This window comes from Brunnivagina elsteri CCALA 953 (assembly GCF_002289455.1).
GTDB classification, from domain to species: Bacteria; Cyanobacteriota; Cyanobacteriia; order Cyanobacteriales; family Nostocaceae; genus Brunnivagina; species Brunnivagina elsteri.
Genome location: NZ_NTFS01000112.1, coordinates 1 through 16,192 on the forward strand (window position 1 = coordinate 1; position 16,192 = coordinate 16,192).

Here is a 16,192-nt window from a genome sequence, read left to right on the forward strand (position 1 = left end):
GCCATAGATGCGGAGCAGCTACCTTCGGAAGTCACTCCGTGCCTACCCGCAGGGTAGTCGCCAAGAAGAGAAGAAGAAGAGGTTTATAAATAATTTAGGATTACGATATTCTGATTCCTAATTCCTAATTCCTAACTTCTAATTCCTAACTTCTAACTCCTAACTCCTACTATTAATGTTCTCCTGAAAATGGATCGCGTTTTGCTTCGATGTCATTTGGTTGGGGTTGTAGGGTATCTCTAAATACGCATCCTTCTTGTAGTAGACAATCGGAACTATTTGATGTCCAATAGGGTATTTCAAAAGCATGGACACGCAATAATCCTTTGGATGTGAGGGAAACGTAGTATCTACAGGGATATTCGTTGCTAATTTGCGGTTGGGGTAGTTCTCCAATTAGTTCCCATTGGTTTGATTTGGGGTTGTGATATTGAAAGTAAAATGTGTGTTTTCCACTTACGGGAAATGGTGGTAGTTCAGCTATTAATCCGGTAAATTCTGATGTGGTTTCTTCTTCGTCACGAAAAGTTTGTAATGAGTATCTGTAATCTTTTTCACCGGAGAATAGTAATGTGTGAGCGTCTGTTTTTAATGCATTTGCTGATTCGACGACGTTTACTGCAATATCTCCTACGACTTTGTTATCTTCAGTAATAATAGTGGCGATATTTATAGTTTTAGCCGCATCAATGTGGGGAATATTTTTAGAGATAAAGTAGTGTGGTGTACCACGACAAAGTAGCAAATCAATTTCTAGTTTTTGATTGATTTCAAACTGGACTTTAATTTGATTTTTAAATGTATCTTCGCTCATCGTCAGTGTTTTACGAAGTGCATCACCATTGAAACTACCCCACAATTGCGGTTTAATATTTTCAAAGTCTTGACGGATAATATTATTAGTTAGCTGCATTCCTTGCCAACCACTACGAAATTTGGCAACACCATCTTCTGCTTCGAGTTGATACAGTTCTTGCCCTGCATGAAATATTGGTTCTGGACTAGCTCCAATTACTTCGCGGGTAAAGGAGCAAGGTAGGAAGTAAAATAGGTTTTTGACATCTATATATAGTTGGTTTGCTCCTTTTCGTAGCAGTTCTTTGGATTCTTTGGGGGCAAAACCAAGTTGACGAAGTTTTTCAGCAAAACATGCTCCTGCTGATGTGGCAAGTTTGGTATATTCGGGTTCAAATGTGACTCGTTCGTTGTTCCAAATGAAATAATCTGATTGACTGAAAACACGGTAAAGTTCGCGTTGAACTAATTCTAAGTTACAGGTTTTACCGGAAAGAATTAACCAATCGACTTGTTCTTTTTCGGTATTGTAATGGGATTTTGTTGATTTAGAACCAAGGGCATTTTCGATTAATCCTTGTGCGATCGCAACTGCTTCTTTGATTACTGGTATGGTTGCTTTTTCAAATTGCTCGACTGTTAAGGTGACGCTGAGGTTATCGAGGATGGTGTTTGGTAGTTGAATGTCGCTTTGTGCCAGGATTTCGGCGATTTTATGTCCATCAATAACATATAGCGGTTCGGGTACGTCTTTTTGTCGTTTTTGCCCTAATGTTAATTTTGCGTCTTCTGCATGTTCCCACAGTGTGTAGAAGCTCTGGGCACGGTTTGGTGAGTTTTTCCAACGGGTAGGGATGACTTTTTCGGCAGCGTTGAGTGCTTCTTTATATGCTTCGTCTTCACGAATTTCTTTATCGACGCATTCTAGTAGGGAATATGGTTGGAATTTGCCATTAATTAGGAAGCGATCGCTCAATTCTTCGGGTTGTACTTTTAAGATGTCTTTGGCTAATCTTTCGTCGGCAACTGCACTTAGTAAACAATCTGCAATAGCTACTTTTAATAATAGGAATATTCGTAGGGTAATTAATTCACCACCTAGTTGTAAATGTCCTGATGAACCGAGTAATTTTGGTGTAAGTTTATAGTATCTTCCCCCATCTCCTCTGTCTTCTCCTGGTTCAAAGGGATTGATTTCTTCCAAGCTTAATCGAATTAGGGCTAAGTCGGTTGTTCCTCCCCCTACGTCTAATACTAGGACGTTTTGCCACCACCTTTCTCCATCTTTACGACAGCGACTTTTGAAGGATTCTATTCCTACATTCAAATCACCACCAAATTCTCGCCATAAGAAGAATATTGCTACAGAAACGGCTTCGTCATAAGCCATTTGCACGTCTACAATATCAAGTTTTTGTACTAAGCTTTCAATTTCCCGTCTGACAAATGGTGATGCAATTGTTGGGTATGTCACCACTGCACGGTAAAATTTTCCTTCTGAGCATTTTCCGGCATTGCTTTGACGATACTTTTCGGTTAATTCAATTAAATGTGCGTATGCTGATTGTAATAGTGTGTTAATTGGTATGGATTCGACATTCCCATCCAAAGTAATTTTACAAGTTCTTTCCTGCCCAAAATAACGTTTAGGTGAATGTAAAAATCTGCCTTCGATATCATCTTCACCACCACGAATCGCATCTAAACGATGTTGTTTTGCTTGTTCCCCTAAAACCACTTTAACTCGATCGATTGTCGATTTAAATACACCTCCCTCTACATTAATGACTTCCAATTCACTAGGAATCTCATGCTGACGGCGATTTTTATCTAGCTCTACTGGTATTAAACTTTGCCATTCTAATGCTGGAACCCGAAAGACTTCATGATATATCTGGTTTAAATTTTTGCTGGCAACACGTCGAAACCAATCTAAGCGTTTTCCTAAACATATCTCTATTTGCCGAATCACTTCGAGTAGTTGTGTACTACTAATACCCCGTAGCAAAATCTCGCCAAAATTGTAACGATTTGCATCACGAGTATTAGGAAAATCCTTGCCTAACTCACTCAAAAACTTCTGCCACTCAGTTTCCCATGCTGCACGATTTGTACCGGGAACCTCTTCAACTGGACGATGATTTAACCATACAGAAATGCGATCGCGTAGTCTCGCTTCTTGTTCTCTGGGTAAGATATCGGGTGTAACAATCACTTTTGGGTCATAAAGTGTCACAGTAGAATTGGAAGTACCAAAATCGATTGCAAACCAACCGGGATAAGTAAGATTTGACTTCATAGATTTCGGTTCGGGGGGAATCAATTGTGCAGTCATTTGAAAGCGGGGAGATTCATTCGCAAAAGTCCAAATATTGCACTCTGCGGTTGTTTTTTTCATCGCAGTCAACAGGGGATTTGCGTTAGCATCGGAGTCAAAATATTCGACTGTCACCACCAACATACAATTCACCCCCGCAGGCAAAGCTTTACTCCAAGAGCATTCTATTTGTTTTAACCGTTGTGGACTAGTTAATTTCAACAGATTACTACTGCTAAAAGTGACACTACGATACACACTTTGAATTGCGATCGCTAAGTCTTCTGGCATTCCCGCAACAGTAATTTGAATCCGTGAAATAAAGGGTAAATTCGTGCTTTCAGCAGGTTTAATTTCAATAACAGGTAAAACTAGTAAATTATTTTCCTTTGCACGTAATTGATAGCGATTTAAGAGTTCAATTTTTATCGGCATTATTTAAAAGTTAGGAATTAGGAGTTAGGAATTAAGAGTTAGGAGTTAGAAGTGAGGAATTAGGAAAATTATTAACATTACAGAATCAGAGTATGAATTTACAACAATTCTTTACCTATTTACCCCTTTGCCTCTTTACCCCTTTGCGTCTTTGTGCGAGAATCATTCATTTCCCTACACCTTAATTCTCCGGATAAGAAATAGTCACAACCTGGGAAAGTGCTTCCAACCAAGGAGGTTGCTGTGCAGTACTACGCTCCTCCCCTGCTGCAATATACCTGAGTAAAGGTTCATTTTTCGACTTAAGTAAATCCTGCAAACTATCAACAATTTCCTTAGTTGCAATATTAAAAGAAGCTTTAACCTGCTTTGTTAACTCACTCACATACTGAACCAAATGCAACCCCGAACTCGCAGTAATTTCATCCCTTAGTCTTAAAACCGCAATTTGATGATTAAATGGACGAGCAGGAATCGAATACCTTTTCTCCAGACTCCAATCAAATACTTGACTTTTATGATGATTACTATCTTTCTGCGCTAAGGGAAACAAAGTCTCAGCATCAATAGCTGTAATACTTCCCCCCAAACCACTGCGATCGACAACTAACTTTTGCCATTTACTAACAGGTTCGATCGCACGTAATAAATTTCGATAAACTCTACCTTGTTTATTCCCAAAATTATGGAGAATATACTGTTCCATCTCCGGCAAAATAATCGAATTTAACTTACTACGTTCAAGTTCCACATTCCGCGATATTTTCGCAAACAAATCAATCACAGCTTCCGTCATCCTGTCATGGGCAAAAGCTTGCATTTCCCGCAATGTTTCCACAAATGCAGGATAGAAATCCTCGCTTTGAGTCGGAATCAAATCGTCAAAATCATCTTCCTCAAAAAACCTCTCACTCTTAGTTAAAGAAATAATCCCATTCTTCGTCCGATCGAGTAATAAAGTCCACTCACTCCAATCAAAAAATATCTTATTTGTGAGTTCATCCTTCACAATGTCACTTACCGAAATCCCACTCCGATTAGTAATAATAGGTTGCTTATCCAAATCTTCTTGAAATTGCCGATAAATCGTCACCAAATTCTCAATTACTTGCCGCAAAGTCACAAAAGAAGGATTTTCCACCACTGGCATATAAGCAGTGATTTCCTGTAAAGAATGCTCCAAATTCAGTTGTTCCTTCCGCAGCACTTCCGCAGTTCTTTGTGCATCTTCAACTAACTGCTTCATCCCATGAATTGCCACATGTTCCCTAAGTAAAGAACGCAACCTGCCAACTCCCCCATCATCAACATAATCACTCAGTTGCTTCGCTAAAATGCTATTTACTGGTAAAAGTTCGCTCAACTGCTCCCATTTGTCACGCGATCGCAATTCATCTAACTTATTCGGTATCTCCAAATCTGGTAAAAACTCAGGAGAACAAACCTGTACAACCCGTGAAATCTCCGCAAGTTTATTCAAACCATGTAACTGAGACAACAAAACAATATTCTTTTTCTCCGTAGTCAAATTACTAGAGCTTGCCATAATCAATTGCAAAATCGGCACTTGCTCCAAAACCATCTCTTCCGAAAGTGGTTCATTAAACACCGAAAATATCGCAGCATCATCACCAGGTTCGGAAACCTGCTGTACCAGTACATCCAAGGTTCTTTCATCACTAGTTGATAGAGGTAATTGATTAAACCTACCTACCCCCACAATAATCCGATCCTTCAAATCCTCACCCTTGTAGCGTTCTAACATACTACGAATTTTTGCCGCAGTTCCACCACCGGGATATCTCCCATTCAATAAGAGTAAAATTGTTTGCACCTCATTCAACTCACGCAAGGACAAAAACGTATCCCGCACGCTAGAATCTGCCGCACCCAAACCTGGAAAATCCAGTAATATAAACTCATTCGTCCCCTGCAAAGAAGATAAATCCCAAACTTCCCGCGATACCTCCACCGTCACATCAATCCGTGCAATCAACGAGAATGTTTGTTGTAAATCATCCGCAGAGGGGTCAAGTAAATTATTCCAGCGTCGATAGGGTGTGGGTATCTTTTCAAACTCCATTTCCAGAATATTCATCGGTGCATCCGCAAGTCGCAAACCCTTCTTAGCGATGGAATGCTCCACTTGGTAACTGCGATCGCATATATCCGTACCGTACAACATATAAGTACGCACAAAAATCACTACTTCCCGCAGTAAAGAACGCAACTCCAAACTCTGGGTTTGATTCCAAGCTAACTCGCACCATGTCAAAATACTCTTGGCATCAACAAAAGTGGTTGGTTGCAAACTTCGCAAAGTCGCAATTGGTGATGAAGGGAACTTCGCTGCGATCGCACGTTGTTCGACTTCCTTGAGCATGTAGCGCAAACACTCACGTACTCCATCATGGGATAAATACTGGACAACAAAATGACCAACTTTAGTAGTTTGTAAATCGGATTGCTGAACAAGATGAATTGCTGTCACATTTCCAGTAGTCGGAGTCTCGCTAACTGGTAAAGCATCAGCATACCCAATTAAACTACCGAGTAATAATGTTTTCCCGCTACTAAACTCCCCCATAATCCCAATTTTCACCGGAGAAGAAGCTATTTCTACGGTTTTTTGAGCATAGTGACGAAGATTTTGGATTTGTTCATTAATCGTTGTTTGTACCCAAGCTTGGGAGGGAGGAGGATTTTCGGAAACCAAGTGTAAACACTGAATTATTGATTCCCCATAGTCTTTATAGCGACGCAATTGTTCTACAGTCATATCGCTTTTCATGGTGCGCTCCTTTCTTCTGAGTTTTTCCCCAGTCGCAGTTACAGATACACAGTTTTTTGGATAAAAAATGGCACTTTTCATTCATTTTTATGAATTATTCATTGATGCCAGAATAATTTATATATTACTTATTCAGCGAAATTAATATACCCAAACAAATATCCCATTTTAATGATTATTTCCAAATTTGGCGCAGTTCAATTAATTAATTAATTCATCATTAAGATTTAAAATCCGTACAAATTCCCATATCCAGCAAATAACATTTTGTGAATAAGCAGATAATTCACTGGCAATTATAGACAAAAATATCACTTTAGTGATGAAACTCCCATAATCTCGAATGCACCCAGAACAAGCTTAAACAGCAACAATACAGCATTTGACTGGTTATTTCATTAATTGTTTCTCAGTAGCAAATGTAACTAAAAATTAGCAAATTAACTTTGACTTTTTGTCATCGACATTTACACGGAATAGTAATGTTGATTTTTTAGTATAACTGATGCAACCATATTTTACGAAAATCCAGCAGTGGTGAAGATTTCCAGTTTTTCACTACAGCTAAGACATAGTATAACCACTTATTTATAATTCGCCAAACATTTTCAGATAATTTTATTCATCAGGGATATTAGTTTTCATATTAATTATTGATAACAATTACACTCTCATTTATTTAATAAAAGTCAATGTATAAAAAATATATTTTATTTAATATCCCCAACTTCTTATACCATTTTAATATGAAGATGCATAAAATAACCCCACCGCCTGCGGCACCTCCCCTTACTATACGCACTACTCTACGAGAAGACGTACCACTCCGTGGAAGCAAGCTACTCGCAGCGTGTCGCTTTGCGACTCAGCGTCTACCGCGTTCCCGCAGGGTAGGGGAGGTTGGAGGAATCGAAATAATGTGCAGCTTCACAAGTAATTGGTATTAGAGAAGTCAGGGATATTGCGGAAGATATGCAGAAAAGAGAAATATAAGATTAATGCTTACATTTACCGTGTTCGTGATGATGCTCACCACCGTGGGAGCAACCTTGTAAATCTTGCTGCATTAGTTCATCACTGATAGCTTTCTGGGAAGCATCAATAGGAGTGAGTCCAATCCAAGCATTGATTTGGTCGATATCAAAACCAACTTCCCTGCGATCGCAAACCTGAATCAAGGGACGACGAATCAACAAAGGGTCTTGTATCATTAGTTTTAATGCGGTATCAGCATCGATTTTTTCGGGAACCACCTCACCCGATTTGATACTAGGTGCAGCTTTGTTAAACCAATCTGCGATCGCACGAGTTCCAAAAAATAAGCGCAATGTATCAGATGTCCAAGCATAAGTACGGATATCATATGTTTCTAACTCATGTCCCGCAGCAACTAATAGGGTTTTTTGCTTAGTATTATTTTTGCAACCAGGTTTTTCGTAAAAAATAACTTTTGCCATTACATTCTCTCCTTTGTATTATTTACTAATTAGTTAGTGGTTAGTAGTTATTTGTTACAAGTACACTAAAATCTTTAATTACCTATTAACTCCTAACTCATAATTCCTAACTATTCTTTAAAATCTTCTGGCAATATGGTTTACTGGGTCAAATTCAAGTCTTTGTGTGGGATCGGTTTCCCCGTAAATATTAAAAGTTACCGTTGGTTCATTTCCGATTGCTTCCACAGAATGAATAGCATCAGGAGTAAAACTAATAATGTCACCAGGAAATAGAGTTAAATCTCCAGTTTGTTCAATTTTATCTTGCTCAATACCACCTTCAGAATTTGGATTCGATTCACGCTTCCAAAATGTATTTTTTTCCTGACCTTTTAATATAGCGATAACTCCCCAAGTTCCGTGATTATGAATATTTGATTTGGTTCCTGGTGCAAATGTTACTGTTTGCACTGTAAATGGAAAACCCAACTCATCATATAAAACTAAAACCGAAGTTCCTGTTTGTGGAGAAGCTTCTAAATACTGACTTTGTACCCAGTAAGAATTGACAATTAATCTCCTTACTAATGTCCGAATTTCCGGAAGATACTTTGATTCATCTTCCGTATCCATTAACAGATTTTCAAGTTCAGTTAAAAACCGATGAACTCGATAATTTTCCCGCAGTAAATCCCATTCACGAGCAGTTTTACAGGCTTGATACTGACCATTACCTGTTACAAGCCAATCTCGATTTTTCTTCATACTTATCCTGAGTTTATAAGCCTTTAATGCCCTGCTAATAAGAGTAAAGAGCTTATGGAACTTAGTTTTAGTATCGTATGTTCAAATTTACAATGATGATTTCTTTGTCAAAGCATCAATACTTTGATATACATCGAGGGTTTGAGCAAATTAAATATATTTTGGAGCGCAGAGAACAATTAATTATTAATTTATCACTTTCATCTGATTTTTTCAGATATTGTTCATAATTTATAATCTTTATAATTTGTACATAGGTAACATTATTTTTCAAAATATTGTGAGCTTAAAATTCTCAACTTCTCTCCCCACAACAAACCCAGGAAGTCGGGTTCCTCCCCCCATGATAAATCTCTTTCTTCAGCACGACTAACCCAGTAACCCGACTTCTAACCCCATGCGAAAACCTCAAATAACCTTAAATGCGTTAGCTTACGTGAAGCGTTTTGTGGAGATATTAAATATCAATCATCTTCTTCAGGTGGACGTGTGAGAATATCAAGCAAAATGCTAGCACTTTGAAATTCATTTTTGATATCTACTTCTTTGATTTGCATACAAATTGTTTTCGCTTGTTCAATATCTCCGAGTTTTGCTAAAACTAAACCATAAGCAGCATAAGCCGTTAAATATAACCTGATTTTTTCATCTTCTCGACGATTAAGTAAAATTGGTTTACATTGTTCCCAATTATCGGGAAGATTCTCAGTACTTTTGACTTTATTAATAACTTTACTGGCTGTTTGAAGTGCCATTTGATAGTTATTCTTGTAGTAAAAATAGCGATATGCAGCAACTAAAACATCGATAGAATCATCTGTTTTCGCTAAAGCTTGATTTAAATATTCTTCAGATACGGATGTGTTTTGCCAATTATCAGCAGCAAGTATTAATAACTGCTTGACATCTTCAGGAACTTGGAACCAAGAAAGCATAATAACTAGGAAATTAGGCAATGGGTAACGGGTAATGGGCAATGCCCATTACCAAATTTAAAAACTGAGTTAAAACTGAGTCATAACGTACAGCAGAACAAACAAAATAATCCAGATGATATCAACGAAGTGCCAGTAAATTTCCGCCATCTCAATACCGATGTGTTTAGTAGCAGAATAATGACCTCGACGACGCGATCGCCACAACACACCTAAGATTAATAGCAGTCCAATGAAGACATGTAAACCGTGAAATCCGGTCATGATATAGAAGCAGTTGGCAAATACGTTTGTTGTCAAACCATATTCCAAATGTTGATATTCGTATACCTGACCAGCTAAAAACATCGCTCCCATAATCGCGGTAACAAAATACCAAAACCGCATTCCCCAGACGCTATTACGCTTAATTGCCGCATCTCCCAGGTGAATTACAAAGCTACTGGAAACCAGAATTGCCGTGTTAATCGCAGGTAAAGATAACTCAACTTCGATTCCCTGGGGAGGAAAAACAGGTGTTGTACCTTTGAAAAATAGATAAGTGGCAAAAAATCCACCAAACATTAATGATTCTGAAATGAGGAAGGTTAATAAACCCACAACCCGTAAATCTGGGTGTTCTTCATGATGAGATGTATCTTTTGATGTTGCGATTGTCATAAAAATTTAGGAATAGAAGGCTTAAATACAGTTTGCGTTCGAGGATATCGTAGGGGCAAACGGTTGTTTGCCCTAATTTGCATTACATTATGCCCGATGAACTATATCTAGCAGTCCATCAGCACGATGGTAGTCTGTCGTACCATAGTCATATGGTCCGTGGGTGACAACGGGTAATACTTCCCAATTCTCAATGATTGGTGGTGAAGAAGTTGTCCATTCCAAAGTGAGTGCATTCCAGGGATTATCACCCGCGATCGCACCTTGTCTCCAACTTTGAATTATGTTGATGGTGAAGGGTATCACTGATATTGCGAGTAAAAATGCACCCAATGTACAAAGCTGGTTAATTGATGCAAATTGTGGATCGTACATGGCAACACGACGGGGCATTCCTTTCAATCCAAGTACGTGCATCGGTAGGAATGTGAGGTGGGTTCCAAAAAAGGTCAAAACAAAGTGAACTTTTCCCCATTTTTCATTCAACATTCGTCCCGTCATTTTGGGAAACCAGTGATAAATACCTGAGTAAATACCAAAGACGGAACCACCAAAAAGCACGTAATGGAAGTGACCAACCACGTAGTACGTATCGTGAACGTGAATATCGAAAGGTGTTGTTCCCAGAGTGACACCACCAATACCACCGAAGACAAACATCGATAGCAAACCAATCGCAAATAACATGGCGCTGGTGTAGCGGATTTTACCTTTCCAGAGGGTTGCTACCCAACCAAAGATTTTTACACCCGTGGGTACAGCAACAATTAAAGTAGAAATGGTGAAGAACATCCGCATCCAACCAGGTGTACCACTAGTGAACATGTGGTGAACCCAGACAACCAAACCAACTAAGCAAATTGCCAAGCTGGAATATGCGATCGCTTTATAACCAAAGATGGGTTTGCGTGCGTGAACGGGAATGACTTCGGACATGACACCAAAGACGGGCAGAATCATTAAATAGACTGCGGGATGGGAATAAAACCAGAATAAATGCTGGTAAAGAACCACATTTCCACCTGCTTCTGGTTTAAAGAATGATGTCCCAAAGTTAATATCAAATAGCAGTAGTATCAAACCTGCGGCAAGTACAGGAGTTGATACCAGTGCTAAAACCGAGGTGGCTAAAATTGCCCAACAGAATAGGGGAAGTTGATCCCATTTCATGCTAGGGACTTTCATATTCAAGATGGTGACGACAAAGTTGAGGGAACCCAAAATTGAAGAAGTTCCCACAAGCACAATCGCCAAAATCCATAATGTTTGGGCAATTGGGGCTGTAATTAGTGATAGTGGTGGGTATGCTGTCCAACCCGACTGGGAACCACCAAAAAAGAAACTGGCAACTAGCAAAAGTCCAGCTGGTGGATTTAGCCAGAATGCGATCGCATTTAGTTTCGGAAATGCCATATCCCTTGCCCCTAGCATCAAGGGAACTAAATAATTGCCAAATCCACCAATCGCACTTGGTACAATCCACAGAAAGATATAGATTTGTAGATGCCGTTATATTCATGACTACATGTATCTGATTGAATATAGAGAGACGTGAGGTATCTCGTCTCTACAGGGGTTTCGATTTTTTGTGTACTGCTGGTTTGATTTTATGAAATTTCCATATTTACTGGTATCTAATAAATCTAAACTTTCTTTATTTGCTTTGTCTGCGTTGATACTTCTAACGCTTTTGTTCACAAATGCTTGCGGACAGAAATTATCTGTACAAAACTCTCCATCCACGAATGGAAGTCAATTAGAATCACCAATTTCCACATATCAACCAACTTTATTACAACCTAAAGCCCCTCAACCAGTACGTAAGCGTAAAAATACCCAGTTAAAAGATTTATTTAGTTGGCAAAATGTGAATATTCAGGGGATGGGTTACGTGACAGGGTTAGTAATATCCCCGCAAACACCCAATAGACATCTCCGAAAATTAATTCTAGACCCCTCTCCAAACCTCTCTCCGCTTCGGGGAGAGGCTTTAACGGAGATGTCTAATGATGTATATATACGAACTGATGTTGGTGGAGTTTATCGGTTTAATCCCATCAACAATTCCTGGTTTCCCTTGATGGATATGTTTAATACTAATTTTTCCAAAGGAGGAATCGGAGTCGAAAGTATTGCTATTGATGCATCCAAACCTACCCGTATCTATGCAGCTATGACTCGCTACAATTCCAGCTTCCAAGATGGAGATGGCAAGCAAAAATATAAATATTCCGGTGAAATCATGGTTTCCGATAACCGGGGAGACTCTTGGCAACCAACGGGATTAGGCAAACATAATATATATGTTGGTGCAAATCAAGCATACCGTTCCGATACAGGGGAAAGATTAGCGGTTGATCCGAATAAATCCGGTTTAGTTTACTTTGCTTCCCGTCGTCATGGACTTTGGAAAAAAGATGGTAATGCTGATTGGGTAAAAGTCACAACTGATTTACCCACCGCAAGTAGTTTACCAGAATATACAAAACCCGACGGCAAAGATAACGAAGATATACCCGGTTTCACATTTGTAATATTCGACAAATCCACAGGAAACAAAACTCAACCCACTCAAAATATTTATGTCGGGGTTCATGGTAGCGGAGTTTGGCAAAGTCGAGATGGGGGAAAATCTTGGCAAAATATCCAAGGTGCTGATAATCCCCTGCGAGGTGCGATCGCAGATGATGGTACGCTATACGTAGCTTTCGGAACTATCGGTGGTAACGGTAAAAACACCTCCGGCAGTCTACGTAAATATGAAAATGGCACATGGACAGAAATTACTCCCGATGGACAAGGACGAATCTATTCAGGGGTAACAGTACAACCTAATCAAGCAAATACCCTCATGGCAATATCCGACAAATTTGTCTACCGTTCCACCAACGCAGGCAAAACTTGGAATAAACAAACAATGACAATGGGTGCATTCGATGCCAATCACCCCAAAGATACCATAAATACTTCCGCACCAGGCTACTACCAAGCATACGCTTCCACAGGTGCAGCTTCGATTACCATTAACCCCAGTAATTCCCAACAAGTATGGTGGACAAATGGTTGGGGAGTTGCCCGCACTGACGATGCGATCGCAAAAAATCCCTCCTACAAATGGATCATGAATAATTTGGAAGAATTGGACTCCAACATGGTGCGAGTTCCACCTAAACCCAAATCCCAGGGAGGTGCAGATTTAATCAGTGCAGTCCAAGATAAAATTGGTTTTCGACACCTCAACCACAACCAAGTACCCACCGCAAGTATCAGTCCTAAAAATATACCCATTAATCCCGCTTTTAAATGGGCAAATAAATGGGCAAATCCCGACTGGACAACTTACCCCCAACCCTTCCCCCATGTAGCAGCAGCAACGGGAATGGACTATTCCTACAACAATCCCGATCGGATTGCCTTTGTGGGTTTTCACCAATGGCAAGGGTTTTGGGGGATACATGGCACATCGAGCGATAACGGTCAAACTTGGCAAGCATTTCCAACTATTCCGACTGAGGAACAGTGGAAAAAAGATAAGTCAGGGAAAGAAAAAGTTAGTGCGATCGCAGGACAAATTGCTATCTCTCCAACCAATCCCCAAAATATGGTTTGGACACCGACTTGGGGAACTTGGACCCATTACACTATCAATGGTGGCAAAACCTGGCAATTATCCCGAAATCTCGACCATCAACCCAAACCACAACCCTTGGATCAAAAGAATAATGACCATCTGCATTACGATGCTTTACCCAAATCTTGGGGAAATAGTATTAACCCGTGGGTAAGTTCGTATATCTTAGCAGCAGATAGAAAAGACTCCCAAGGTAAGACTTTTTATTACTTTGATGGCAGTGCTTTTTATTACAGTAATGATGGTGGAGCAAATTGGTATAAAAGCAAAGCTGAAAAATTCCCTAGTTGGGTACTTCGTCCTGCGATCGTACCTAATCCTACCCAGCAAGGTGATATCTGGATGAGTTTTGCCCGTAATCCCGAAGATGTAAACCCTAATCCATTGTACCGCTCTACGGATGGGGGTAAGACTTTTAATATTGTCACATCGGTAAAAAGTTGCGAATTTGTCACTTTTGGTAAAGGAACATCGGCAAAGACACCATATATTTACATATTTGGTAAAGTAGGAAATACCACAAAAGAAACTATGTATAAATCTCAAGATATGGGTAAAACTTGGGTTCCAATTAGTGACCCAGATGTATTACAATTTCCAGGAATCACGTATATGGAAGGCGATATGCGTACCTCTAATTTGGTATATGTGACATTGACGGGAAGAGGAATTATGGTAGGTAAAACGTAATGTAGAGACGCGATATATCGCATTTATACGGAGATTACAAATTAAAAATTACAAATTACTATGACTATTTACTTTTATTCAACTAACGAAGAATATGGTGCTTTTTCTAATTTTTCCCATCATGGAATCGAATTAGATCGACTTTGGTGGATAACAACGGAGCATTATTTTCAATCACAAAAATTTGAGGATACTGCCTACCGTGAGAAAATTAGAACTGCTGCCACACCTAAAATCGCTGCTGAATTGGGAAGAAGTCGCAAAATGCCGCTTCGTAAAGATTGGGAGGAAGTGAAAGATTTGATTATGTATAAAGCGGTGTTAAAAAAGTTTCAAACTCACCAACAGTTGCAGGAATTGCTATTATCAACACTTGATGAGGAAATTATTGAAAATGCACCTGGAGATTATTATTGGGGATGTGGAAAAGATGGTAGCGGCAAGAATATTCTGGGAAAAATTCTGATGGATGTACGCAAAGAATTAGGCAACACCAATAAATCAATTATCCCAAATTAATCGTAGGGGTGGGGTTTTCCCACCCTTATTAAGGGTAAAATCAGTCAATTCATAGTTCTAATATTATATTAATTATATAAAATAATGTTGGGTTACGTAAAACCTCCACCCAACCTACAACTACAACTACAACTAAATCAAGTTCCCAAAATTTGGTGAAAAGAGCAACTTCTCTCCGCGTAACTTTGCGCTTACCTCCTCTTCCCTCTGCGTTTAAAAGCCAAACTCAAAGCTATTTTCAGTTAAATTTTCGGAGAACTAAGAGTACTAACTAACAATAACCACCAAGGTACTTTGATATCAGGTATAAATGATGCATAATTTCTCAACTTTGCAAATGCAGACGGTAACAAAAACTGTAAAGAACGAAGAGATGCAGGTTGCTCTCCATCCTCACCAACAATTCCATATTTCCGAGCTAATTCTGCAACTATCTGTACCTTCCCTGTGCGATGCATCACATCTGCTTCACTCTTCAGTTGAGCAATTACCCTCCCCGTCAACAAAGGAGTTTCCCAATTAAAGCGATCGCGAAATAATGAATTTTCTCCTTCATCTGCCATACTATTAAACTGCTCTGTACCAACAATACCGGGATAAATTGCCATAGAAGCGACATTATACGGCTTCAACTCAACAGCCATATCAGATGCTAGGCGATCGCACGCTGACTTCCCAGTACCGTATGCTACACCAAATATATGGGACAACCCACCCCAGGAGGAAATAGTACAAATTAGTCCTTGTCTGCGTTGCGTCATCATGCGAGCGGCAAACATACTTGCGATATAATGACTACGAAGACCAACATTGTTACAAGCATCCCAAAGACTCGGTTCGCATTCCCAAAACGGTTTTCCTTGAGCTTCTGTTAATACTTTGACTCCTGAATAAGCATTATTTACCAATAAATCTAGCTTTCCATCCTGCTCCGTTTCGATACGTTGAAACAGCATATTTACCTGCTCGTCGTCACTATGATCGACTTGAACGGGAATACATATGCCACCAGCTTTTTCTACAGCTAATTTTGTGTCTAAAAGACTACCAGAAATATCATCACTGGAATTGGAATTATTCAAGCTACGTCCAGTAATATACACAATAGCACCAGCTTCACCGAGTGCGATCGCAATTCCTTTCCCAATTCCCCGTGTAGCACCTGTTACTAGTGTGACTTGACCTTCAAGTTTTTTCATTGTCACCGTTTATAAT

At 39.4% G+C, this 16,192-nt stretch carries 9 protein-coding genes and 1 pseudogene; 2 read left to right on the forward strand and 8 right to left on the reverse strand.

Annotated elements, in window-relative coordinates; translation table 11 throughout:
• Positions 1 to 172: 172 nt before the first annotated feature.
• The 7 genes and pseudogenes from CK510_RS12150 to CK510_RS12180 all read right to left on the reverse strand — a co-directional run.
• Entirely contained in the window at positions 173 to 3,547 is a 3,375-nt protein-coding gene (locus tag CK510_RS12150) for an acetate and sugar kinases/Hsc70/actin family protein (protein WP_095721955.1), read from the reverse strand.
• Positions 3,548 to 3,728: 181 nt separating this feature from the next.
• Positions 3,729 to 6,338 carry a GTPase family protein gene (locus CK510_RS12155; RefSeq protein WP_095721963.1) on the reverse strand — a complete coding sequence of 870 codons (2,610 nt, stop codon included), beginning with the start codon at positions 6,336 to 6,338 and terminating at the stop codon, positions 3,729 to 3,731.
• Positions 6,339 to 7,333: 995 nt separating this feature from the next.
• The gene (locus CK510_RS12160; RefSeq protein ID WP_095721956.1) at positions 7,334 to 7,795 is read right to left on the reverse strand and encodes an ArsC/Spx/MgsR family protein; all 462 of its coding nucleotides are present in this window, start codon (positions 7,793 to 7,795) and stop codon (positions 7,334 to 7,336) included.
• Positions 7,796 to 7,912: 117 nt separating this feature from the next.
• Entirely contained in the window at positions 7,913 to 8,542 is a 630-nt protein-coding gene (locus CK510_RS12165) for a cysteine dioxygenase family protein (protein WP_095721957.1), read from the reverse strand.
• Between the two features lie 464 nt (positions 8,543 to 9,006).
• On the reverse strand, positions 9,007 to 9,477 hold the full coding sequence (locus tag CK510_RS12170) for a hypothetical protein (protein ID WP_095721958.1): 471 nt from the start codon (positions 9,475 to 9,477) through the stop codon (positions 9,007 to 9,009).
• 69 nt (positions 9,478 to 9,546) lie between these two features.
• Entirely contained in the window at positions 9,547 to 10,137 is a 591-nt protein-coding gene (locus tag CK510_RS12175; protein ID WP_095721959.1) for a cytochrome c oxidase subunit 3, read from the reverse strand.
• Between the two features lie 87 nt (positions 10,138 to 10,224).
• Positions 10,225 to 11,643: pseudogene (locus CK510_RS12180) on the reverse strand (cytochrome c oxidase subunit I); the annotation flags it as partial.
• 103 nt (positions 11,644 to 11,746) lie between these two features.
• Here CK510_RS12180 and CK510_RS12185 point away from each other — a divergent pair.
• Together CK510_RS12185 and ybiA are read left to right on the forward strand one after the other, a co-directional pair.
• Positions 11,747 to 14,458: a sialidase family protein gene (locus CK510_RS12185; RefSeq protein WP_095721960.1), complete on the forward strand. Its 2,712-nt coding sequence runs from the start codon at positions 11,747 to 11,749 to the stop codon at positions 14,456 to 14,458.
• 60 nt (positions 14,459 to 14,518) lie between these two features.
• On the forward strand, positions 14,519 to 14,977 hold the full coding sequence (ybiA, locus tag CK510_RS12190) for a riboflavin biosynthesis intermediates N-glycosidase (protein ID WP_095721961.1): 459 nt from the start codon (positions 14,519 to 14,521) through the stop codon (positions 14,975 to 14,977).
• A 242-nt stretch (positions 14,978 to 15,219) separates the two neighbouring features.
• On the opposite strand, the gene CK510_RS12195 is transcribed toward ybiA, so the two are convergent.
• The gene (locus CK510_RS12195) at positions 15,220 to 16,176 is read right to left on the reverse strand and encodes an SDR family NAD(P)-dependent oxidoreductase (RefSeq protein WP_095721962.1); all 957 of its coding nucleotides are present in this window, start codon (positions 16,174 to 16,176) and stop codon (positions 15,220 to 15,222) included.
• Between the last annotated feature and the right edge of the window lie 16 nt (positions 16,177 to 16,192).

Coding starts and splice junctions, on each gene's coding strand:
- CK510_RS12170 (WP_095721958.1), bottom strand. CDS start 9,477: ATGCTTTCTTGGTTCCAAGTTCCTGAAGATGTCAAGCAGTTATTAATA.
- ybiA (WP_095721961.1), top strand. CDS start 14,519: ATGACTATTTACTTTTATTCAACTAACGAAGAATATGGTGCTTTTTCT.
- CK510_RS12195 (WP_095721962.1), bottom strand. CDS start 16,176: ATGAAAAAACTTGAAGGTCAAGTCACACTAGTAACAGGTGCTACACGG.
- CK510_RS12175 (WP_095721959.1), bottom strand. CDS start 10,137: ATGACAATCGCAACATCAAAAGATACATCTCATCATGAAGAACACCCA.
- CK510_RS12160 (WP_095721956.1), bottom strand. CDS start 7,795: ATGGCAAAAGTTATTTTTTACGAAAAACCTGGTTGCAAAAATAATACT.
- CK510_RS12155 (WP_095721963.1), bottom strand. CDS start 6,338: ATGAAAAGCGATATGACTGTAGAACAATTGCGTCGCTATAAAGACTAT.
- CK510_RS12165 (WP_095721957.1), bottom strand. CDS start 8,542: ATGAAGAAAAATCGAGATTGGCTTGTAACAGGTAATGGTCAGTATCAA.
- CK510_RS12150 (WP_095721955.1), bottom strand. CDS start 3,547: ATGCCGATAAAAATTGAACTCTTAAATCGCTATCAATTACGTGCAAAG.
- CK510_RS12185 (WP_095721960.1), top strand. CDS start 11,747: ATGAAATTTCCATATTTACTGGTATCTAATAAATCTAAACTTTCTTTA.